This window comes from Microbulbifer sp. THAF38 (genome assembly GCF_009363535.1).
GTDB lineage: Bacteria > Pseudomonadota > Gammaproteobacteria > Pseudomonadales > Cellvibrionaceae > Microbulbifer.
This window is the reverse complement of record NZ_CP045369.1, coordinates 2,830,439-2,852,878: the sequence shown is the minus strand read 5'-3', so window position 1 is coordinate 2,852,878 and position 22,440 is coordinate 2,830,439. Positions and strand designations below refer to the sequence as shown.

16 protein-coding genes are annotated in these 22,440 nt (G+C 45.3%); 10 read left to right on the top strand and 6 right to left on the bottom strand.

The window, feature by feature from the left end; all coding sequences use genetic code 11:
• Positions 1–48: 48 nt before the first annotated feature.
• The 5 genes from FIU95_RS12005 (at position 49) to FIU95_RS11985 (ending at position 6,242) form a co-directional block, all read left to right on the top strand.
• Complete coding sequence (locus FIU95_RS12005; protein ID WP_152454003.1) at positions 49–942, top strand: PD40 domain-containing protein; 894 nt, start codon at positions 49–51, stop codon at positions 940–942.
• A gap of 77 nt (positions 943–1,019) precedes the next feature.
• Complete coding sequence (locus FIU95_RS12000; RefSeq protein WP_152454002.1) at positions 1,020–1,352, top strand: low molecular weight protein tyrosine phosphatase family protein; 333 nt, start codon at positions 1,020–1,022, stop codon at positions 1,350–1,352.
• A gap of 685 nt (positions 1,353–2,037) precedes the next feature.
• On the top strand, positions 2,038–2,961 hold the full coding sequence (locus tag FIU95_RS11995; protein ID WP_152454001.1) for a DMT family transporter: 924 nt from the start codon (positions 2,038–2,040) through the stop codon (positions 2,959–2,961).
• A 524-nt stretch (positions 2,962–3,485) separates the two neighbouring features.
• On the top strand, positions 3,486–4,715 hold the full coding sequence (locus FIU95_RS11990) for a glycosyltransferase family 4 protein (RefSeq protein ID WP_152454000.1): 1,230 nt from the start codon (positions 3,486–3,488) through the stop codon (positions 4,713–4,715).
• A gap of 552 nt (positions 4,716–5,267) precedes the next feature.
• The gene (locus FIU95_RS11985) at positions 5,268–6,242 is read left to right on the top strand and encodes a TIGR00341 family protein (RefSeq protein ID WP_152453999.1); all 975 of its coding nucleotides are present in this window, start codon (positions 5,268–5,270) and stop codon (positions 6,240–6,242) included.
• Positions 6,243–6,547: 305 nt separating this feature from the next.
• On the opposite strand, the gene FIU95_RS11980 is transcribed toward FIU95_RS11985, so the two are convergent.
• The 5 genes from FIU95_RS11980 to FIU95_RS11960 are packed head-to-tail and all read right to left on the bottom strand — an operon-like array spanning position 6,548 to position 13,351.
• On the bottom strand, positions 6,548–6,952 hold the full coding sequence (locus FIU95_RS11980; RefSeq protein WP_152453998.1) for a PaaI family thioesterase: 405 nt from the start codon (positions 6,950–6,952) through the stop codon (positions 6,548–6,550).
• A 6-nt stretch (positions 6,953–6,958) separates the two neighbouring features.
• Entirely contained in the window at positions 6,959–8,143 is a 1,185-nt protein-coding gene (locus FIU95_RS11975; protein ID WP_253868600.1) for a DMT family transporter, read from the bottom strand.
• Positions 8,052–10,154: a 3-hydroxyacyl-CoA dehydrogenase NAD-binding domain-containing protein gene (locus FIU95_RS11970; protein WP_152453997.1), complete on the bottom strand. Its 2,103-nt coding sequence runs from the start codon at positions 10,152–10,154 to the stop codon at positions 8,052–8,054. Before FIU95_RS11970 ends, FIU95_RS11975 begins: the two co-directional genes overlap by 92 nt.
• A 60-nt stretch (positions 10,155–10,214) precedes the next feature.
• Positions 10,215–11,417, bottom strand: a complete 1,203-nt coding sequence (locus FIU95_RS11965; protein ID WP_152453996.1) for a 3-oxoadipyl-CoA thiolase — start codon at positions 11,415–11,417, stop codon at positions 10,215–10,217.
• Between the two features lie 56 nt (positions 11,418–11,473).
• Positions 11,474–13,351, bottom strand: a complete 1,878-nt coding sequence (locus FIU95_RS11960) for an acyl-CoA synthetase (RefSeq protein WP_152453995.1) — start codon at positions 13,349–13,351, stop codon at positions 11,474–11,476.
• 457 nt (positions 13,352–13,808) lie between these two features.
• Between FIU95_RS11960 and FIU95_RS11955 the strand changes: the two genes are divergently transcribed.
• Together FIU95_RS11955 and FIU95_RS11950 are read left to right on the top strand one after the other, a co-directional pair.
• Positions 13,809–15,008 (top strand): acyl-CoA dehydrogenase family protein, encoded by a 1,200-nt coding sequence (locus FIU95_RS11955; protein ID WP_152453994.1) that lies wholly within the window; start codon positions 13,809–13,811, stop codon positions 15,006–15,008.
• Positions 15,009–15,035: 27 nt separating this feature from the next.
• The gene (locus tag FIU95_RS11950; protein ID WP_152453993.1) at positions 15,036–16,163 is read left to right on the top strand and encodes an acyl-CoA dehydrogenase family protein; all 1,128 of its coding nucleotides are present in this window, start codon (positions 15,036–15,038) and stop codon (positions 16,161–16,163) included.
• Positions 16,164–16,240: 77 nt separating this feature from the next.
• On the opposite strand, the gene FIU95_RS11945 is transcribed toward FIU95_RS11950, so the two are convergent.
• Positions 16,241–17,041: an IclR family transcriptional regulator gene (locus FIU95_RS11945; RefSeq protein ID WP_152453992.1), complete on the bottom strand. Its 801-nt coding sequence runs from the start codon at positions 17,039–17,041 to the stop codon at positions 16,241–16,243.
• A 348-nt stretch (positions 17,042–17,389) separates the two neighbouring features.
• Here FIU95_RS11945 and FIU95_RS11940 point away from each other — a divergent pair, with 348 nt between their 5' ends.
• The 3 genes from FIU95_RS11940 (at position 17,390) to FIU95_RS11930 (ending at position 22,380) form a co-directional block, all read left to right on the top strand.
• Positions 17,390–18,829, top strand: coding sequence for a serine hydrolase (locus FIU95_RS11940; protein ID WP_152453991.1), 1,440 nt, complete (start codon positions 17,390–17,392; stop codon positions 18,827–18,829).
• 23 nt (positions 18,830–18,852) lie between these two features.
• A complete protein-coding gene (locus FIU95_RS11935) occupies positions 18,853–19,647 on the top strand; it encodes a bifunctional 2-polyprenyl-6-hydroxyphenol methylase/3-demethylubiquinol 3-O-methyltransferase UbiG (RefSeq protein ID WP_152453990.1) in 795 nt (264 codons plus the stop codon).
• Between the two features lie 516 nt (positions 19,648–20,163).
• The gene (locus FIU95_RS11930; protein WP_152453989.1) at positions 20,164–22,380 is read left to right on the top strand and encodes a M3 family metallopeptidase; all 2,217 of its coding nucleotides are present in this window, start codon (positions 20,164–20,166) and stop codon (positions 22,378–22,380) included.
• The last annotated feature ends 60 nt before the right edge of the window (positions 22,381–22,440 follow it).

The window sequence follows — 22,440 nt, the reverse complement described above, 5'->3', positions numbered from 1 at the left end:
CACATTGTAATAAAATGCTCTGCACAGGTTTTCGGGTGGGATTAAATTATGAAACATACTAACAATTTAGTTGTCGCTCTGTTTTCTATTCTTTTGATGGCTAATAAAAGTTATAGCCAAGATGAACTTCCGGTAATTAAAGGGCCTTACCTTGGGCAAAAGCCTCCGGGTTTAGTCGCCAAACCCTTCGCACCGGGTATCGTAAATACAGAGGAGTGGGGAGATGCTGGGAGCTTTTCCTTAGATATGACGGAGTTATATGTCGGTAGGTGGAAGCACTCGCGTGATGCAAGAGAGCCGGAATCTGTCATTTTTAAAAAAGTAGGTGATCAGTGGCACAAGACAGTAATGCCGACTGGAGTGCGAAAACCCTTCCACTCACCAGATGGAAAGATCCTTCATTACGGTGCCAAATATAAAGTACTCCAGGCTGACGGTTGGTCAGAAATGAAAAGCCTTGGCCCTGCATTTGAAGCCATTCAAATCATGGGCCTTACAGCATCAGGCAAAGGGACTTTGGTCATGGATGAGAGAGGTAGTCCGGCCGGTGATGGAATTCTTCGGTACTCAAAGTTTATTGACGGGAAATGGGAAGTTCCGAAACCGCTACCTCAAACAATCAATACTGGTAAGTGGAAAGCCCATCCGTATATTGCTCCTGACGAGAGCTATATTATGTGGGATGGCGAAAGAGAGAGCGGATTTGGAAGTAATGATCTTTATATCAGTTTTCGCCAAAAAGATGGTTCCTGGGGGGAAGCGATTAATCTTGGTGACAAGGTAAATACAGAAGCGGAAGAAGGTGGGCCACAAATCACTCCTGATGGAAAATTTCTTTTCTTCAATAGGATGGTGCCTCACCGAAACGGTAGGGAAGGCTCTCAGTCAGACTTGTACTGGATCGATGCCCAGATAATAAAAGATCTTAAGCCCAAAAAGTAAACTACATACCACTAAAGTAAGATCATTATCCCTAGGGTCCACGCCAATAACATGCGTTATCTAAAAGAAGGATTATCATGAATTTGTTGTTTGTGTGTAGTGAAAATAGGTTGAGAAGCCCGACAGGTGAAGAGATTTTCTCTACGTACGAGGGTATCAATGCTATCGGTGCAGGCACTAATAGTGATGCCGAAACAACTGTGAGTGGCGACCTTATCGAGTGGTCTGATGTCATCTTTGTTATGGAGAAGTCTCATAAAAACAAAGTCTCAAAGAAGTTCAAGGATCTCCTAAAAGATAAAAAGCTGATCTGTTTAGATATACCTGACAATTATAATTGTATGGACCCAGCGTTAGTTCGTTTACTTGAAAATAGAGTATCCAGGCATATTCTCTTACGGAAGACATGAAATAATCAGTAGAGAGAAAGCAGAGGGTAAAGTGCGTTTGAAATTATCGATGTTACTATTCATTGTACTCTTTGTTCCTATGATGACCAGTGCAACTTCTTTTGTATGTCCAAAAATTGATTCACCTCAGATTAGGGTTGCACCATCAAACATCTACAAGATCGTTAAGACTTTCGAGGAGTTAGGAAAGGTCGACTTTACTATCGAGCTTTTAATTCTCATCAAGGAATGAATATTCAAAATTTAGTAGTGCGTAGAATTGAAGGTTTAGATATCACATTTGGGGCTGTATTAGCAATCCAGCCTGAAGGTGATAAAGCCATTGCTCACTTGTTTAGCATTCCACTAAATCAGATACATAACACTAATTTTTTAGTGAGTTACTCAAAATATGATACTGATAGATCGTGTTTGTTGTATGTTAATAGGTATTCTTTTTCCTTAAAACCAAGGATGTTAAGCAGGAAAATTTGAATGTAATTTTAGTGAAAAAATATAATTAGCAGAAGTTTTCTCTTTGTTATGGTATCCACTATTATTTTCTCTTTTGCCGAGAAGTTTTAAGTTTCGGTTATCAGTTCGTGCCAGCTCAACTAAGTATACTGCATATTATAGTAGACGGATGATTGTATCAATTAGATAAGGGTGTGAAATCACCCAGATTTATTTTTAGGAAGTCGAAAAATTGAATATAAAAAGTGGTCAAGGAATAATTTTATGTGTTTTAGCTATGCTCTGCATTGCTGGTATGGATGCGACCGGCAAATTACTCGTGCAAAACTATCCTATCGTTGAAATAATGACGGTTCGTTTTGCGATATTTTTCTTAATTGTAATTCTTGTTTCTGGCTTAACTGGCCAGTTAAAAGAAATTCGTAGTAAAGCTATTGGCATCCAAGTCATACGGTCATTGTTGCTAGTGGTTGAGGTTACGGTATTCATCATTGCCTTCAGTATGATGCCGTTGGCTGATGTGCATGCTATCGCAGCATTGGCACCATTATTTGCTATTTTAATGGCTGGGTGGTATCTGAAAGAAAAGGTGGATAGAGGAAGCTGGGTTGCGGTCACTATAGGCTTTCTAGGTACACTAGTTATTATTCGGCCTGGATTAGGTGTCATGAGTTGGCACACAGTTATCCCTATCAGCGGAGCGATTTTGTGGGCAGCATATCAAGTGCTTTCACGCCGTGTTGCTCAGTTTGATAGTTCGAATACGACGGTATTCTATACAGCTCTCATTGGACTTATGGTTTTCGGAGGGTTAGCACCCTTTAATTGGGTTGAGCCAACTTCGGCGGGCTGGCAATTGTTGATTTTGAATGGGCTTCTTGGTGCTATGGGCCACTATTTACTGATAAAGGCGCTGGCTTTCGCACCAGCTTCTACTTTACAGCCTTTTAGTTATACCCTGTTATTTTGGGCGGTTGTGATTGGTTTTGTTATCTTTGGTGATCTGCCGGATAATCTTACCTTACTTGGAGCCATAATAGTTTTGGGTGCAGGTATCTATGCTTCTGATGCCGGGCGTACAATGGGGAATCCCTTAAGGCGTATATTCAAGAGGGAAAAGAGAAGTATTCGCAGCACTTCAAATCCGGCAAATTGATTCTTTTGATTCAAGGGGGGGCTTGAGTGCATTTATATAGGGAATCTCTGAATAATTCAGAAATATTTCTGCAGGCTTTGAAGGCCTCAGGTATTTTCAGAGAGTGGCCATAGCCCTTTTAAATATGTAACATAGTAACTATAGTTTTCAAATCCAGCTCTATGGATCTTTCAGGGCGATTCACACTCTGCGTTGTGATTTCTTGATAGGTCTGGGCTCTCTTGCGAAGCTGCACTTTGATTGCGAACCAGGCTTTAGGTCAGAGGTTTCATGGAATGTTCAGGGGTTCCCTAATAACGGATGTTGGAGCTATATATAACCTTTATAAGGTTATGATAGGATGTTCATTGCTTAATGATTATCACTTTTGAGTTATTAGGTGATTGATTGCTAAAGCGTATCGCAATGAGTTACCGATAAATATTCCAACAGTATGGATAAATATCAAACTATTTAATAGGTGTTTATAATGCGTTGTTAAACTGATTCTTTCTTTGGGTGATGTAAAGGTAGTTGTTACTGGGTTGAATAAGTTGATTTTAAATCAATGTTCAATTATTGGAAAAATTATGCATATCCTTATCCCGGTTTTCTTCAAGGCTCCACTTGGTGGTCTTCATTCGCATGTATATGCACAAGCAAGAGTAATCACTAAAGTAGGTTGGCGTTGTACAATATTATGTAAGCCTGGAATTTTCGCTCAGCAATGTCGTGATATTGGTCTGGATGTAATTGAGGATGATTTTAAAGACCCCTCTGGATCAGCAACTCATATAGCCAGTGCACTTAAATTTGATATTGTACATGCACATCCTTTTGCTTCTAGGGAAATTGGTCAGAGAATCGCTAGAAAATTAAATATACCAATTATGCTCACGATGCACGGAAAATATACCGACTCTTTAGAAGAAGACTCCGATGATTTTAGCCGAATCTTTTGTGTGAGCCTTGGTGTGAGAGATCATCTTGTCAAAAAGGGAGTCAAAAATCTCCATAAAATTCTGATCTACCCAAATGCTGTTAATACAGATCTTTTTTATAGTGGTCATAGTGAGCGATTAGACCGTATAAACGCAATAAGCTGTTATTTTCCGAATGGAATAGAGGCAAACGATCGAATAATTGTTTTTTCCTGTCGAATGGGGCTGGATAAAAAATTTATACTTAATTGTGTAATTGATGCCTGGGCTTATCAAGCCAAGAATAGATTGACAACTTGGAATTGGCTAGTTGTCGGTGATGGGCCTAGAAGACCTATGTTAGAGTCAGCTGCAAATGAATTGAATAAAGAACTTGATCGCCAATGTATAAATTTCACAGGCTGGCAGGAAGAAGAGAAACTTAATAAATTTTACCAGTCGGCTGACTTGGTAGTTGCTCCTGGAAGGAGTGCTCTTGATGCTTTGGGAAGTAATAGACCAGTAATTGCTATTGGTTCTCAATCATACATAGGCATTATTAATGAGGAAAACTGGTACAAGGGCACTTATTCAAATTTTGGTGGAGTTGGAGAAAGGGTATATATAAGTGGCGAGCTTTATAAGGATATTAATTCAATAATCTATGATGATGAGCGGCTTGCAGTTCTTGGTAGGCTTGGGAAAGAGAAAATTTCGTATTTTTATGATCAAAAGTACTGGGATAAGTGGCTCGTTAATCAATATAGAGAAGCATATGAGCTTCAGAATAAACCTCTTTCTGGAGAAACTGATGCCAGCAAAGATCTTAAGGAGATCAGCTTTCAGCCAAACTAATCTCTCTTGTCCTGATCTATTTCGTTTCTATTTTTGTGAGAGGTGACTACAAATTGAAGCCTCTTATCCCACTAATATAACTAAAGTGTTATCCATATAAGGCAGGCTGTATTTAATCTAGAAGCAGATCGAATATTCATATTAACTCTCAAGATGAGTCGTGATTATGTTAAGGTTCGATAGGTTTATTTTTTTCTAAACGGAATTTTTGGTGTGTCTAGCTAAACTTGATAGTAGCATTTGGCCACTATTTGCAAACTAAAATTTATAAATTCTTCTGAAATTAAATGTATTCAGTTAGCCTTAAAGTAAATATAGTTTAGTACATTAACAATATTGCTTCTTTAAAGATTGAAACCTTTTCTAGCAACTATATTGTCGAAGCTTTGCCGAGGTGCAGGTCGGTTTTATCGGGGTAAGGAAGTTCCAAGTAAATTGTTTCTATAATTATTAGATTTTTTTGATTTATTTATTTATGATTGTACAGAATTATCGATATGAATTGATATTTTATCATAAAGCTGGAAAGCGGTATTAATAAGAGAGCTACCATTGAAATATGTAGAAATAATCGCAAATGCCGGGAGTTATAAAACTATCTCAGCAATTGCAAACAAGGTTAAGGCTGTTGACTTCAGAGGCGGAGTTATAGGGGATGACGGTATGCAGCAAATGCGCATGCTGGTCGATGATAGCAGACTTCAAGAAACCTTGGATACTCTTCAGACCATTTTGGGAGCACAACCCAGTGTTCGTATAGTAGTTTTGCCTGTCTATGCTGACTTACCAAAAGCTAAGGTGGAGGAGAAAAAAGAGAATGTATCGGCCAGTATCATTCGTGAATCTCTATATCAGGATATTGAAAGAGGGGCGCGTCTTGATTCCAATTATTTATTATTAGTTATATTGGCGACAACCGTAGCAGCTATAGGGCTAATAGAGAATAATGTCGCAGTTGTTATAGGGGCTATGGTAATTGCCCCCTTACTTGGGCCAAATCTAGCTCTAAGTCTTGGTACTTCTCTAGGTGATGGCGACTTAATGTTGAATTCAATAAAAACCTTATCTGTTGGTATTATTATTGCCATCGGGATGTCTGTATGGATTGGATTACTATGGCCTGGACAGTTCGATAACCATGAAATCATGTCTCGAACCAATGCAAGTCTGGATTCAATTGCTTTGGCTCTCGCTTCTGGTGCAGCGGCAACACTATCCCTAACTACGGGGCTGTCTGGTGTTTTAGTTGGCGTTATGGTCGCAGTAGCATTACTTCCACCTGCAGTAACAATGGGGATAATGATTGGCAGTGGGCAGATGCATCTAGCTAGCGGTGCAGGGTTGTTGCTTGCTATTAATATCGTCTGTGTTAATTTGGCGAGCAAAGTGGTATTTCTGTTTAAGGGTGTTAGCCCAAGAACCTGGATTGAAAAAAAGAAAGCTAATAAAGCGATGAGACGCTATATCCTTGGGTGGGTATCTACTTTAACTGCATTACTGGCTTTTATATTTTTTAAAGGCTACTGAGGATTTTTTTTCGTTCACCATTTAATAGATGGCGAAAGCAATATCTGTTGATATTTTATGTGATAGGAGGATATGGCTTCCGAAAGGTGCGTTTTTTAACGGGAGCCATATCATAAGTTTGCAGTTATGGAGAAAACTTACCTGCTTTATGAGGTCTTGTCGGTTTTGTCCTGCCTATCTTATCGGGTTATCTGCTTGCCATAAAAACTAAGGATATTCTGTGTGGCTTGATGGTGCTCTTTTATTCTGGGGTTGCTATAAGATAAGTCAATTTTCAGCTTGATTGAGAAATCTTTCTAAGTTTTTTATGGTTCACTACCCGTTTGATAGCGCATTGTCATCTGACCAGTTGCAAGCAATGTTCCTACACTGTCATAAACTTCAGTATAGGAATAAAAGATTTTATGCCCCGAGCTAGTCAACTTACCTATGGCGGTTAACTGGTTGGTTTTGGCTCGACCGGTGAAATTGGTTGTTAATGAAAGCGTGAGGGATTTACGCCGACGATTTGGATATGGGCAGTAGAGACCACAGTAGGAACCGGCAATATCAATTAACGTTGTGATAAACCCTCCATGGGGTACTCCGTGGCTATTCAAATGCTCAGGAAGTACGGTTACGCTGATCACTACACGGCCTTCCTGCCACTCATCAATTTTTACACCCAAATGATCATTAAACGGTGGTTGTTTTATATCTTGCCAGTTCATTTGGATTTACCTTATGGGAGACTGGTTAGGGACAGGGTGCGTTCGGGCAGCCCGCTGTGTAGAGAAAAACACTGTGAGCAGACCTGCTATGACCACTATAAGAATTCCTATCAACGCAATTGTGTTAGGCAGATGTTGCCATATCAGCCAACCAAAAATGCCAGCAATAACTACTCCAAAATAACTGATTGGTGAAACTACACTGGGTTTTGCATAACTATAAGCTTTGGTATAGAGCCATATCGCTAATAAAACAGAAACTCCATTAAAAGCTAGGTAGGGAATGGTCCAACTAGGTATTGACTGCCAGTAGTGGATACCTAGGGGCAGGCTGCACATAAATGAGATAAGGACATAGTAAAATAAAATAAGACTCGACTTATCAGTGTGAGACAGAATACGTGTTCCCACCATAGAGGCAGCTAGAGTAATACCTGACAGTAAGCCGAAGGCGTGGCCACTGCTGATACCATGGATATCAGGTTGAAGAATCAGTGCGATACCAAGCAGCCCAAGCACAATGGGTAGCCAGCTTGTGGCGGGAATCTGTGCACGCGCCCAAAGCCAGGCTACAAGCGGAACAAAAATAGGGGCGGCATTGCGCAGTAAGCCTGCCTCCACCAATGAAATATGGCTGAGTGCATAAAAGTAGGAAAAGAAGCAGAGCCAGCCCGCAAAGCCGCGTAGTAAATGGGTTTTCCAGTGTTGTGTTATGAGCTGTTGGGGTGACTGGCGCACCAGCCAGGGAATAAGTAATAGTAAGCAGATGCTGTATTGGCTGAGAATTATTAAAGGTACTGGTACCGCGGGTGATATCCATTTACTGGCTGCGGCGGCTGTACTGGCAACCATAGCGGTGGCTAGTGCGTAACCTATGCCTTTCCAATTGTTTCTCTTAACCCTGGCTTGGATCGCTTTGTGGTGATCTGGCGGTTCTGGTGACTGTTCGAGCTGAAGCTCATTAAGACGCATTTGGCTCGGTCGTAGTTTCGATTCTATTAACGTATCAGGCCTTATCATTGTGTTGCCAACTAAAAATATCTCAACTTTGGCAAAAAAGTAACCGGTACTTTTACCGGTTACCCTTGAGAAGCGAATACTATCGCTGATCGTCTGCCCAGTCCGTAAATGTTTTACCTTCTTTTGCCAGTTGGACGAGCAATGGTGCAGGAGTCCAGTTGGCTTCGCCATGTAGGTCACGGAATGTGCAAATAGTATCGTAGATCTTTTTCAAGCCAATGCTATCTGCGTAAAACATGGGGCCGCCACGATGGGGAGGGAAGCCATAGCCATAAACATACACAACATCAATATCACTGGGACGCTGGGCTATTCCATCTTCCAGGATCCTGGCTCCCTCATTAATTAAGGAGAAAGTAAGGCGATTAAGAATTTCTTTATCAGAGATTTCTCGCCGCTCTATCCCGTGCGCTTTGGCTTGAGCCTCAATAATTGCTTGGACTTCGGGGTCACTGGTACGAGCGCGAGTTTCTGGGTCATAGCGATAATAACCGGCTCCACTCTTTTGGCCCAGGTGTCCCATCTCTACTAAAGCATCCGCAATGCAATAGGTTTTGGGGTCGCCTTTTTCTGCTTCGCTCAGGCCCTCGCGGGCCTTGTGGCCAATATCGAGACCGGCCAAATCTCCAACCGCTATGGGCCCCATGGCCATGCCCCAGGATTGCATTACGGTATCTATTTGCTCCGGGGTGGCTCCTTCTATCAAACAGAGTTGCGCTTCACGGGCATAGGGCCGCAGCATCCGGTTGCCAATAAACCCATAACAGTTTCCGGCCAGCACGGGAACTTTCTTGATAGTTTTTGCCAACCGCATTGCGGTAGCAATAACATCGTCGGCGCTCTTTGAGCCACGAACGACTTCTAGAAGTTTCATAACGTTGGCGGGGCTGAAAAAGTGTAAGCCGATAACATCTTCTGGCCGACTGGTAGCAGCGGCGATCTGGTCGATATCCTGGTAGGAAGTGTTTGTTGCGAGAATGGTGCCGGGTTTACAGTATTGGTCCAGCTTGGAAAAAATTTCCTTTTTAAGCGTTACATTCTCAAACACAGCTTCGATAACGAGGTCTACCTCTACCAGGTCGGTGTAGTCAGTGATGCCCTGGATTAGTGAGAGACAGTGTGCTTTTTGGGGCTCTGTAATCTTCCCCTTTTTCATACTGATATTGTAATTCTTGTCGATTACTGCACGGCCACGTTCTACGGCAGCTTGATCGATATCCAGCAGCTTGACGGGGATACCGGCATTGGCAAAATTCATGGCGATACCTCCCCCCATCGTGCCGCCGCCAATAATGCCAATACTGTTTATTTCTCTGATAGGGGTATCTTTGGAGAGCCCCTGAACTTTTGTCGCACGTCGCTCGGCAAAGAACATATACCTCAGGGCGGCGGACTGACTTGAGAGTAGGCATTCGATAAATAGATCCAGCTCTTTAGCCAGTCCTTTATCGAAAGGCAGCTTCACCGCTGCCTCCACACAGGAGACAATATTCTGTGGGGCCAGTTGACCAGGTGCTCTTTTTTCCAGTCGCTGGCGGAAATCCTCGAACAGGCCCTCTGGAATACTGGCAGGATCTATAGTGATGTCCCGGACTCTGCGTGGTGGGGCTTTCTGGTCAATTAGCTCGCGAGCAAAGGCGAGGGCCCCTTCGAATAGATCATCATCAACCACGTGATCGATCAGCTTCATGCTTTTGGCTTTCGCGGCCGGGATTGGGGCACCTTTGGTGATCATTTCTAGTGCAGCCGCAACGCCGGCCAGACGTGGCGTGCGCTGAGTACCACCGGCCCCAGGCAATAACCCCAATTTAACTTCAGGCAGGCCGACTTTGGCAGATGCCAGGGCACAGCGATAGTGACAAGCCAGTGCCACCTCAAAGCCCCCGCCCAATGCGGTACCGTGAATAGCGGCAATCACCGGTTTACGAGAGTTTTCGATTTCTGTAATCACCTCAGATAAGGCAGGTGCCTGTGGTGGCTTACTAAATTCTGTGATGTCTGCACCAGCAATAAAAGTGCGGCCTTCACATATTAAAACCAGTGCTTGAGAGGCATCTTCCTGGGCACTCTTGATCTCTCCCCAAATGCCTTCGCGCAGCCCGTGGGAAAGCGCGTTGACAGGGGGGTTGTTAAGTCGAATAACACCAATATCGCCAATAAGTTCATAATTTACGGTAGACATTGTTATCTCCAGATCTTAAATGACTATTAGATGGTTTCTCCTAGAGCGTCTCGCCGGTTTTTATATACGCTCAATAATCACTGCGATTCCCTGACCAATACCAATACACATGGTGGCTAACCCGTAGCGTCCACCGCTAAGCTCCAGCTGGCGTAGTGCTGTGAGTAGAATCCGGGCTCCGCTGGCACCGAGGGGATGCCCAACTGCAATTGCACCACCATTGGGGTTAACCCTGGAGTCCTCGTAATCAATCTCAAGCATTTTTAGGCAGCCCATGGCCTGTGCAGCAAAAGCCTCGTTAAACTCCATGACATCCATATCAGCCAGGCTCAAGCCTGCACGAGCCAATGCTTTGCGGGTAGCTGGGACCGGGCCTAACCCCATTATTCTTGGCTCGACTCCCGCAATAGCACTGGCGAGAATACGTGCGCGGGGCTTGAGATCTACGGCCTGGCCGGCTTCCTGGCTGCCAATAATGAGTGCTGCGGCACCATCGTTGATTCCGGAAGCATTTCCGGCAGTCACTACACCGTCTTCAAACAATGGGTGTAGTGTTTGCAGGCGCTCTAGGCTGGCATCGGGGCGGGGATGCTCATCAGTATCGATAAGGCGGGGTGGTTGCTTTCTGCCCTGTGGCACCTCGATAGGGATAATTTCATCAATAAAAAAGCCATCAATACGCGAGCTTTCATATTTTGCTTGTGAAGCTAGTGCAAAGATATCGCACTCTTCCCGCTGAATATTCAGGTCTGCGGCGATATTGTCTGCAGTTTGCGGCATGGTATGGCTGCCAAATTCTGCAACAATATCGGGATTGGTGAAGCGCGGACCCAAAGTGGTATCCGCCAGTTGCTGGGTGCGATCGAAAGGGCTGCTTGCTTTGGAGAGGACCAAAGGGGCACGGCTCATGGATTCAACACCACCGGCAATGAACAAATCACCTTCCGAGGCCCTGATGCAGCGGGCTGCATCGGCAACGGCAGATAAGCCTGAACCACATAGGCGGTTTACCGTAATACCACCGGTGGAGATTGGCAGTCCTGCAATTAACCCGGCAAAGCGGGCGATATTACGACTGTCCTCACCGGCCTGATTGGTGTTTCCGGCAATCACATCCTCAAATTGCTTGTGATCGAAATTATTACGTTCAACCAGGGTTTTAATGACATGCGCGAGCATATTGTCTGGCCTGATACTGGAAAGGCTACCTCCATGGCGACCAAAAGCACTTCGACCGCCATCATAGATATAAGCTTGTGGCATCGTCAGTTTTCCCAATGACTGATTATTATTTTGTGAGTAGTCGTAAATATCCGGGCTTAATCAATCTCCAGCGCTACCGGAATATTTTCCAATGCCTCCTCTGCTACCGTTTTAGTTGAAGGTTTTTCCAGGCGAACTTTTGCAACCTGGCCCAGGGCACTATCAAAACGGGCAGAAAACTCTGCAGATATATTTTTTTCCTGAAGTGCCTGGCCAATAACATATTCGGTCGCGCGATTGCGCAAAGCGGGTTTGAATACCTTGGCTACCGCGGTTAGAGGAATTTCATCAATAATCTCTACCCGCTTGGGTATCGCTGCACGTTCAGAAATCTGAGTGCGGCAGTAGTCGATAAGCTGCTCTTCTGTGGGTGGATTTTCGGACGGATATAGAGTGACATAGGCCACCGGAACCTCACCGGCATAGGCATCGGGCTGGCCAACGGCAACGGCCATAGCCACGGCGGGGTGACGGCTTAGTGGTTCTTCAATCAAGGCTGGATCTATATTGTGGCCGCCACGAATGATTAAATCCTTGGCTCGCCCGGTCAGATAAAGATTGCCATCGCCATCGACATATCCCATATCGCCAGTATTAAACCAACTGTGATCAACCCAAGCCTTGGCGTTATCCTCTTCGGAGAGATAGCCTGAAAAAATATGTGGCCCCCGTGCAAGCACAATACCGACTTCACCGGTGTTGCAGGTTCTCATTAGTCGGTTTCCATCCACTTCGGCAATTTTCATTTCCATATAGGGGAGGCGGCGGCCGACGCTGCCCTCAGGTGCTTGCATATCGGTTGGCGGGCGGGCCAGCAGGCAGCTGGACTCTGTCATGCCATAGCCGTTGCTTACTGTCACATTGAATTTTTCCTCAAACGCACTCTTAAGCGCTGCGGGTAAAGGTGAGGCCCCGCAGCCAACATCTGTCAGGCAGCTGATGTCATTGTCGCCCACAGGAATTTGCATCAAGATGCCCAGAATAGTGGGCACGGCGGCAAAGCCCTGTACCCGGAAGTGGGCGACGTGATGCCACCAATTGGGGAGCACATTAGGGGAGCGAAAACCTGAGGGAGTCATTATGACAATTGTGCGGCCGGCGAGCAGGGTGCCAATGCCGGCGACCACAGTGCCGAAAATGTGAAACAGAGGAAGGCCGCTGAGGGTGGCAAATCTCCCCTTACTGGATGTTGTGTCCACACTCAGCTGTGCAACAAATGCAATATTGCTGTGGGTCAGGCGCGCAATTTTAGGTCGTCCGCTTGTTCCCCCTGTGTGAAAGTAACTGGCAATTTCATCGCCTTGAATAGTTCTCCCACTAATTAAATGGTCATTTGGCTGTTGGGCAATAGCCAGTACAAAATTCTCTACCTTAATGCCGGAAGGTATGGATAGGGTGCTAACCGGTTTTTTACTGATTAGCAGCAGTGCCTTCAAGGTTGGAACCTGCTTAATGACCTGCGCTACCTTTTCCCATATTTCCTCACTGAGATCCTGCCCAAGGCTGACTAATACCTTGGCTTTGGTGGCATTCATGATCTCGGCGATATGCTCCGGTTCCAGCAACGGATTGATAGGGCTGGCGATTCCCGCGGCTTGTCCACCCCAGAGTGCAAAATGCGTTTCAGGAAGGTTGGGTAATAGTAATGAAACGGTATCTGTCGAATTAACGCCGAGAGAATGGAGTAGATTGGCGGTTTGGTTAACTTTTTCGGATAGCTGCGAGTAGCTCACAGTCACACTTTCTTCATCTGGTACTGCGGTGGGAAGAAATTCGATGGCTGTATCTTGTTGGTAAAGACGGGCGGCCTGCCGAATTAAATCGTAGGTGTTTTCCCAGGGATAACGTTGTAACAAAGGTACTTTTTCATATTCCTGGATTTCTGCAAGAGATTGCAGCATGGGACTGCCAGTGGAAGTGGACGTGATAGACATGGGGGCTTCTCTCACTATGGTTATTATGTTGATGACAATATCAAAAGTGAAAAGAGCATTCCACTCTGCGGAATTCAATGGTAATGTTTTGTGCGTCGAGTGGTTATTTAAAAGCTAATTGGTGGGAATTGGCGGATAAATATTTACATCAGCTATATATAAACGCCACTAAGTAGAAAGTTGCGTCAATAGAGTTGTCTCGATAATTGAGGGCCTACTTGCGTGAGTCGGAAAAAGTCAAAATTGCGATGCTCAGATATCAATATCATCCTGAAATTGTTTGTAGATAGGTTTAATTAAGACAAAGAGTGGAACTCCCCGAGCCAGATCGAAAGTGAATTTATTCCGCTTGTATAAGGGAACTTCCGAATTTAGTACATGTTGATTGTGCAAGTTGGTGAAGGAAGTTAGCTGAAAAATCTCTGCCAATTGCACCCATAAAAACAGGAGCAAGCGAATGAATATAGATTTTTCCCCCGAAGAATTAGCTTTTCAGCAGGAAGTTAAGCAATTCCTGCAAGAGAAGCTCCCGGCGGATATCAGTGAGAGGACTCTGGATGAAATTCCCCTGGGAAAAGAGGACTATGAACGCTGGCAAAAGATCCTGTACGAACAGGGTTGGGCTGCGACTAACTGGCCAGTTGAATATGGGGGTACCGGTTGGACGCCAACACAAAAATACATATGGGCCAATGAGTGTGCCAACTTCGGCGCGCCAGATGTAATTCCTTTCGGCTTTAAAATGGTTGCACCGGTTATCTTCACTTATGGTAGTGAAGAGCAAAAACAGCGGTTTTTACCGGATATTTTGGCAAGTAATGTTTGGTGGTGCCAAGGGTATTCGGAGCCAAATGCGGGCTCTGATTTGGCGTCGTTAAAAACCATAGCAGTGCGAGACGGCGATGAGTATATCGTTAATGGCACTAAAACCTGGACGACTCTGGGGCACTGGGCCGACTGGATTTTCTGCCTGGTTCGTACCGGAGGCCCCGAAGTCAAGAACCAGGCCGCAATCACTTTCCTGTTAATTGAAATGAACCACCCGGGTATTACGGTATCGCCTATTATCACTTTGGGTGGCCATCATGAAGTAAATGAGGTGCATTTCAACAATGTACGGGTACCCGTGGCCAATCGAATAGGAGAGGAAGGTCACGGTTGGACTTATGCCAAGGTACTGTTGACCCATGAACGCACAGGCATTGCAAGGGTTGCTACTTCCAAAAAACGTTTACAGACTTTGAAAAAGCTGGCAGGTGATACTTGTGATGGTGACGCCAGCCTCCTGGAAAATCCAGCCTTTGCGCAAAAGCTCGCAGAAGTTGAAATAGATCTTTTAGCTCTGGAGTTTACTGAGCTAAGAGCACTTGCGGCAGTGAGTACCGGTAATGCACCGGGGCCGGAATCCTCCATTTTAAAAATTAAAGGAACTGAAATCGCCCAGCTTATTGATGAACTTTACATGGAAACTGCGGGTTACTACGGAATGCCATTTGTCCGGGAGCAATTTAAAAGCGGATTTGATGGCGAGCATGTAGGCCCTGGAGTTATTACCAGCAGCGTGCCCCGTTACTTAAATAACCGTAAATCCTCAATTTATGGTGGTAGTAACGAAATTCAGAAAAATATTATCAGCAAGTGGGTACTTGGTCTGTAAACGCGATGTTTAATGAGGATTGGAACGATGGATTTTTCCTATAGCGAAGAGCAGCAGATGCTGCAAAGCAGTGTGAGCAAATTTATTCAACAGGATTATGACTTTGATCGTCGCTGCAAGTTAATAGAAAGTGATACTGGGTTTAGTGAGGATAACTGGAAGTTATTTGCCGAGCTGGGCTGGCTAATGGTTCCATTTAGTGCCGAAGACGGTGGTTTGGGTGGCTCTGCTGTTGATCTAATGTTAGTGATGGAAGAGTTTGGTCGTGGCCTGGTAGTGGAACCCTTCCTGGTCAGTGCAGTTTTAAGTGGTGGACTAATAGCAAGCGGTGCCAATGAGGCGCAGAAGCGAGAGTTAATAAGCTTGTTGATGGAAGGCCAGTTGCAACTGGCATTTGCATTTGCTGAGCCCCAGAGCCGTTTCAACCTGTCTGATATTACTACTAAAGCTATAAGGAACGGAGACAGCTACGTAGTAAATGGCCACAAAGCCGTTGTTTTGAACGGTTCAGCCGCAGATAAACTATTGGTGGCAGTGCGTACTAGCGGCGGTCAGCATGATTGTGAAGGTATCACTTTATTATTGATAGATGCCAACTCTGAGGGTGTTCATCGCCAGGGGTATGCCACTGTGGATGGGCACCGTGCGGCTGAAGTAAAGTTTAATAACGTGATGGTTCCTGTGGCAAACCGAGTTGGGGAGGAGGGAGCTGCTTTACCAGTAATCGAACAGACAATTGACCGGGCCACACTGGCGCTGTGTGCCGAGGCAGTAGGAGCCATGGAGAAAATTTATAAAAAGACCGTGGAATACACAAAGACCCGGGAGCAGTTTGGCGTTGCCATTGGTAAGTTCCAGGCCTTGCAACACCGGATGGTGGATATGTTTACCGAATATGAGCAGGCCCGTTCTATTCTATTAATGGCAGCGTTACAGTTGGATGTGAATAATGGCGTTGCCCCTAAGGCAATTTCTGCAGCAAAAAGCCGCATTGGAAAAGCTGCCCGGTTAGTAGGCCAGGAAGCAATTCAGTTACATGGCGGTATAGGGGTTACAGAGGAGTTGGATGTAAGCCACTACTTTAAACGTTTAACCACAATCCAGTATTTGTTCGGTAGTACGGATTATCATACCCGCCGATTTGCCGGGCACTAGCGAGGCAGGCAGCCGTGAGGTGATGAGTTGCCCCCCCAGGTTGGTCGCATTGAGCTACTAACCTGGGGTTAAGCTATCTAGTAGCGGATCAGCATGGCCTCTATATTGCCGACCATATTTTTCAATAAGGGGGCGACTTCTTCTTCTAAGAATTCTGGACTCAGGCGGTAAGCAGGCCCGCCCGCATTAAATGTATAAATGCGCCCCTGGCTTAATTGTAGTGGGACAGCAATACCATTAACATCGCGATTCCAGTCGCCAAAGGAGCAACAAAAGCCGCGCTGCTTATAGCTTGCTACCGCTTCTTCAATTCCAACCTTGATTTTTAGCCAGCGCTCGCTATTTCTTTTCTCCAAGTGCCCATAAAAGTACTCGCGCTCCTCTTGAGGTAGCGCTGCCAGGAAAGCCCTTCCTGAACCACTGGTAGCTAAAGAAACACGGTTACCTATTTCGTAGCGAAAAGTCGTAACATTAGCGGCTGCACAAAACTCGACAAATATCATTTCGAGCCGATCACGGTCAGACAGCCCTACAGCAGTTCCGGTGGAGTTTGCCAGGTCTTGCATTAAGGGCTTGGCAACCTGGCGAATAGCCAGATTGGACACGAAAGAGTAACCCAGTGCTAGTACGCCGCTTCCTAATTGGTACTTTTCCAGTCGATCTGAGTAGGTCAAATAGCCTAATTTTGTCAGAGTATAGGTTAACCGTGAAATACTGGAGCGAGGCAAGCCTGTGCGTTGGGCGATTTCAAGGTTACCCAGAAAGCCATCACCGGGCTGAAAAGCCCGCAGAACATCCAGTCCTCGGGCGAGGGCTTCAATAAACTTGCGATCGGTTTCTGCGCTTTTCTTTCTTGGGAGATCACTCAGTGGAGCCATGGCCTTAAATCCTGCTTCTATAGTAGCAAGTATACAAATTTTACTCCTGGATCTGAAGTTAGATACTTAGCCTTGAAGAGAAATTTAGGCCTGTGAAGGATGTTTGGATAATAATGAGCGGTAACGAAAATTGAGGTTGTACTTGGGGGTCCAACAATGAGTCAAGATCAAGAGTATTCTGTAATCCCGATATAGTTTAATTGTATTTTTTGCGGAATACCTATATATACATTCTATTTATCGTATTTTGCATAGTTGCTGCTTGTTTTTAAAGATGAAGTTAGTGTTTGAATTGGTTGCCAGTTAACTTTTCCAATTTCGATCTCATTTAGAAAAAGAATTTTAGATATGATAATAAGGCTTCTTGTTGATATCGTAATGGCTTTGATTGCCGGCAATAACTGTTATGCCATAGATGATAGTATTGAAAAAGAAATAAAATCAGCTCTGGCGGAGCTGTCTAATAGTAACGGCTTAATTGGCTCACATTTTGTTGCAGTAGTTGATAAGAAAGGGCTTGATTTTTTTTATGCCTATTCTGAAGATGGCCCTAAAGTTACAGAGAACACTCCTATCTTAATCGCAAGTCACACAAAGTCTTTTACCAGTACTTTGATGGCTATCCTGCATAGCTCGGGCAAGTTGGATTTAGATAAACCCATATCATCTTATAAGCTCCAGTTGGGGCTTGAGGGAAAAGTTGATACCAATAAGATCAGTATTAGGGATTTACTGACCCATACGGCAGGATTTACAAGTATCCAACATACCTTTAAGTCAGCTTTTTTAGGTTATTCCGGTCCAGACGAGCTGGTACATTCATTGAGTGAGAATCTACTTATAGCGCCAGATTACAACTTTAGGTATTCTAATACGGGCCCGATAGTCGCGTCGATGATTGCAGAGAACGTCACTGGAAAAGCTTGGGGAGAGCTTATAGAGAAGTATATAACTGAGCCTCTGGATATGAATTCGACTACGAATAAGGTATCCAAAGTGGAAAATTTTCTTCCATCTATTATCACCTCCAGTAGTGGTAATATCTTTAGTTCAGGACATTTCAAGTCTGATCTAACGATGCACCCCTCAGGAGGCTTGGTTTCGACAGTAAACGATTTGGCGACATGGCTTCAGGTAAATATAAACAAAGATAGGTCAAATGTATCTAATATTGATATTTTTGATGAGCTTCATGAAAAGCAGATAGATCAATCAAAAACCTATTTCACCTATGAACGATCTGGCTACACCTTAGGGTGGGATCTGGCAGAGTATAATGAAGAAACTCTTTTAACGCGGTTTGGAAATTATGGTGGATATAGCATCCATGTATCATTTATACCAGAAAGAGAGATTGGTGTAATTGCATTCACTAATCAGGATGCTGCTTATATGTTACCCCATGTAATAGCTAATTATACGTATAACTCAATTTTAAATAAAGCAAATAGGGATGCGCTGTTTAAGCAGGAGATGAATCGACTGGAGAAGTCTGTTCGAGGCGAGCTATTGGGAGCTCCAGATCCTGCCTTGGTTGTTAGCGCCGAAAATTTCCCAGGAAACTTGCTTGGTACCTATGTGAATAGTAATGGCTGGCCGGAGCAAAAACTCTATATTGAAGGGGATAAAGTGATGGTGAGCTGGGGAGGGCTCAGTGGACTACTGCTAAAAACTGGGGCGGTATACAAGGCGCATTTTGGAGTGTTCCAAAGAGATCTTTCATTTCATTTTCAGGATAAGGGCGTTGTAAAGTCCCAGAATGGATCAGTCGAGTTTATTAAAATATAAGCTGGGCGCTAAAGAGGTGTTCCATGAAAGAAAATACAGATTTTTTTGTCAGTAAATCCTTGGCCTCCTGGGATGAGGCTGGACCTATTCACTGGGAATTAAACAAGGGTCTACTTGAAAAAGTCTCCGAGTCTAATTTTAATATCTTGGAAAAAGATTTTGATGACTTGTTGGATGGGTTTGATCTTTCCGGAAAGTCAGTAGTACAAGTTTGCTGTAATAATGCAAAAGATCTTATCTCCATAAAAAAGAAAGGGGCTGGTCGTTGCGTCGGCATTGATGGATCTCAAGCCTTTGTCGATCAGGCCCGGCTTTTGGTAAATGCTTCGGGATGTTCGGATATAGAGATCGTTTGCTCTAATATCTATGAGCTGCCTGATGAGTATAAAGGCCGTTTTGACTTTGCAGTTATCACGATTGGCGTACTGAACTGGATGCCGGACCTTAAGCAGTTTATGAGTATCTGCGCTTCGCTGCTGAAGCCGGGTGGTTATCTTTTAATGGAAGAAATACATCCGGTTCTAAATATGTATGAAGAAGGTGACCCCTCATACATTGCCATGTCTTATTTCAATCGCGAGCCGCAAAAGGATGATCAAGGATTGGGCTATTTGGATGGCAGAAAATATCAGGCTAAAGAAAATTATAATTTTCATCACACCTTGTCAGATATTTTGATGGTGGCAATTGAAAGTAATCTATCTCTACAGAAGTTTGTTGAACTCGGGAAGAATGTGGGTAATTGGTGTGGAGATTTGGAAAACTCTGAGTGTGTTCCACCAATGGCAATGCTGGTTTGTTGGAAAAAGGACTTATAGATTTTGACGTTAGCCAAGGTCCTTAGCTATAGCGCCTGTAGAAGTAGGCTAAGAAAAGAGGGTTGCCCAAAAAAATGAGTTTTAAATTCCTTCTTTTTCTTATCTGCACAAACAATATTCCTCCCAGCAGTGAGAGTTAAATGTTTTAACGGGCTTGTCTCCGCTGGCCACTTGGTGCTCTGCAGATTATTTGGTTAGCAGCACTCGTATTGAGATCCCCCAGCTTATAGATTCCCCAACTTATTATGGTGAGGCTAAGCGAGCCGCATTGACTAAGCATTCGAATGATTCTTATGTTCAAATGAATTAACTTAATAAACCGTTAACAATATTGGGTGTTCTCTTCATCTCCATGGAGGTGCCGGTAGTTCAGGGGGAGGAGGTTGTCGCACGAATCGCTCAGTTAGTCGCAGTTCCAGGCCACAGAGGCGGTAGAATTGGCCGGCACAGGTCAAGAGAGGGTAGAATCCCGCTCTTAAAACTATTACAAGACCCTTTTTTACGAGGAGATAGCAAATGCGTCAGACAATGATCGCACTAGCCGTAGCCGCATCCCTGGCGGTTGTGGGCGGTTGTGGTGAAAAGGCAAAGCAGGCTGAGGTAGCTAAAGACACTGTGAAAGCCGAAGAGTCCATGGCTGTAACTCCAGAGCACGCCAGTAACTTGCTGCTGGCAGAGTGGACTGGTCCCTTTGGTGGTGTACCTGCGTTTGACAAGATGAAGCTGGAAGATCTCAAGCCTGCAATTGAAAAGGGCATTGAGATAAGCCTTACCGAGCTGGATGCGATCGCTGCAGATCCTGCCAAGCCAACCTTTGCTAACACCATTGTGCCTATGGAGCGTAGTGGCGCAGAGCTGGGCCGCGCAACGGCTTACTATGGAATCTGGGCTGCGAATATGTCTTCACCGGAGTTCCGCAAAGTTCAGCAAGAGCTAGCACCGATCTGGGCTGATTACGAGTCCAAAATTTACCAGAACAAAGACTTGTTTAAGCGTATCAAGGCGATCTACGACCAGCGCGACGCGATGGACCTGGATGCCGAACAGAAGCGTGTGGTTGAGCTGATCTATACCCAGTTCTCTACCAATGGTGCCACCCTGGAGGGTGAGGCCAAGGAGCGCTATGCGGAAATCAACAAGCGCCTGGCTGAGCTTTACACCAAGTTTTCCAACAATGTACTGGCAGATGAGGAAGGCTACGATATCTTCCTGAGCAAAGATCAGTTGAGCGGCTTGCCGGAATCCTTCGTTGCAGCGGCGGCAGCTCTGGCGGAAGAGAAGGGCGAGAAGGGCAAGTACGCAATTACCAATACCCGCTCCTCCATGGACCCATTCCTCACTTACTCCGACAACCGTGAGTTGCGCAAGCAAGTGTGGACCAACTACTACAGCCGTGGCGACAATGGCGATGAGCGCGATAATAACGCCATCATTGCTGAGATCCTGAAGTTGCGCGATGAGCGTGTGGGCCTGCAGGGCTTTGACAACTACGCGGAGTGGCGCCTGCAAGACCGTATGGCGAAAACCCCTGAGCGCGCCATGGAGCTGATGGAAGCGGTTTGGCCTGCAGCGGTTGCTCGCGTAAAAGAAGAAGTCGCTGATATGCAGGCGGTGGCAGATGCCGAGAAAGCCAATATCACTATTGAGCCCTGGGACTATCGTTACTACGCCGAGAAGGTTCGCAAAGCCAAGTACGACCTGAACTCCGATGAAGTGAAGCAGTACCTGCAGCTAGATAATCTGCGTGAAGCCATGTTCTACGTGGCTGGTGAGCTGTTCAACTTCAAGTTCACCCCGGTAAAAGAGGGTTCTGTACCGGTATTCCACGAAGATGTAAAAGTCTGGGAAGTCACTGACAAGACCAGTGGCGACCATATCGGCCTCTGGTACCTGGACCCATTTGCCCGTGCTGGTAAGCGTTCCGGTGCCTGGGCAACCATGTATCGTGACCACTCCACCTTTGATGGCAAGAAGAACGTCCTGTCTTCTAACAACTCCAACTTTATCAAGGGCGCGCCGGGTGAGCCTGTGCTGGTGAGCTGGGACGATGCGGAAACCTTCTTCCACGAGTTTGGCCACGCGTTGCACTTCCTCGCTTCTAACGTGACCTACCCGACCCTGAACAGCGGCGTTCGCGACTACACCGAGTTCCAATCCCAGCTGCTGGAGCGTTGGTTGTCTACCGATGCGGTCATCGATAACTACCTGGTGCACTACAAGACTGGCGAGCCTATTCCTGCGGATCTGGTGAAGAAGATTAAGAAAGCCGCCAAGTTCAACTCTGGTTTTGCCACCACTGAGTACCTGGCCTCTGCGCTGATTGATATGAAGTTCCACACTGTCGATCCTGAGGGTATCGACCCAGATAAGTTTGAGCGTGAAACTCTGGACAAGCTGGGCATGCCGAACGAGCTGGTCATGCGTCACCGCACCCCGCACTTTGGCCATATCTTTTCTGGTGAAGGTTATGCAGCCAGCTACTACGGTTACATGTGGGCCGACGTGCTGACTTCCGACGCCTCTGAGGCCTTCTCCGAGTCTAAAGGTGGCTTCTACGACAAAGAAGTAGCAGCCAAGCTGGTGAAGCACTTGTTTGCACCACGTAATGCTGTAGATCCCGCAGATGCCTACCGTGCTTTCCGTGGTCGTGATGCCAATATCGAAGCGCTGATGCGTGATCGTGGCTTCCCGATCCCGGAGAAGAAAGAGAGCACCGTTGCTTCTAAGAACTGATCGTTTAGCTTAACAATTAGTTCGAAAAGGCCGCATCGACTGATGCGGCCTTTTTTTATC

What these genes read in the sequence shown, in the direction of transcription:
- FIU95_RS12005 (WP_152454003.1), top strand. Translation starts at nt 49, where the DNA reads ATGAAACATACTAACAATTTAGTTGTCGCTCTGTTTTCTATTCTTTTG.
- FIU95_RS12000 (WP_152454002.1), top strand. Translation starts at nt 1,020, where the DNA reads ATGAATTTGTTGTTTGTGTGTAGTGAAAATAGGTTGAGAAGCCCGACA.
- FIU95_RS11980 (WP_152453998.1), bottom strand. Translation starts at nt 6,952, where the DNA reads ATGAACTGGCAAGATATAAAACAACCACCGTTTAATGATCATTTGGGT.
- FIU95_RS11975 (WP_253868600.1), bottom strand. Translation starts at nt 8,143, where the DNA reads ATGGCGAAGCCAACTGGACTCCTGCACCATTGCTCGTCCAACTGGCAA.
- FIU95_RS11970 (WP_152453997.1), bottom strand. Translation starts at nt 10,154, where the DNA reads ATGTCTACCGTAAATTATGAACTTATTGGCGATATTGGTGTTATTCGA.
- FIU95_RS11965 (WP_152453996.1), bottom strand. Translation starts at nt 11,417, where the DNA reads ATGCCACAAGCTTATATCTATGATGGCGGTCGAAGTGCTTTTGGTCGC.
- FIU95_RS11960 (WP_152453995.1), bottom strand. Translation starts at nt 13,351, where the DNA reads ATGTCTATCACGTCCACTTCCACTGGCAGTCCCATGCTGCAATCTCTT.
- FIU95_RS11955 (WP_152453994.1), top strand. Translation starts at nt 13,809, where the DNA reads ATGAATATAGATTTTTCCCCCGAAGAATTAGCTTTTCAGCAGGAAGTT.
- FIU95_RS11950 (WP_152453993.1), top strand. Translation starts at nt 15,036, where the DNA reads ATGGATTTTTCCTATAGCGAAGAGCAGCAGATGCTGCAAAGCAGTGTG.
- FIU95_RS11945 (WP_152453992.1), bottom strand. Translation starts at nt 17,041, where the DNA reads ATGGCTCCACTGAGTGATCTCCCAAGAAAGAAAAGCGCAGAAACCGAT.
- FIU95_RS11940 (WP_152453991.1), top strand. Translation starts at nt 17,390, where the DNA reads ATGATAATAAGGCTTCTTGTTGATATCGTAATGGCTTTGATTGCCGGC.
- FIU95_RS11935 (WP_152453990.1), top strand. Translation starts at nt 18,853, where the DNA reads ATGAAAGAAAATACAGATTTTTTTGTCAGTAAATCCTTGGCCTCCTGG.
- FIU95_RS11930 (WP_152453989.1), top strand. Translation starts at nt 20,164, where the DNA reads ATGCGTCAGACAATGATCGCACTAGCCGTAGCCGCATCCCTGGCGGTT.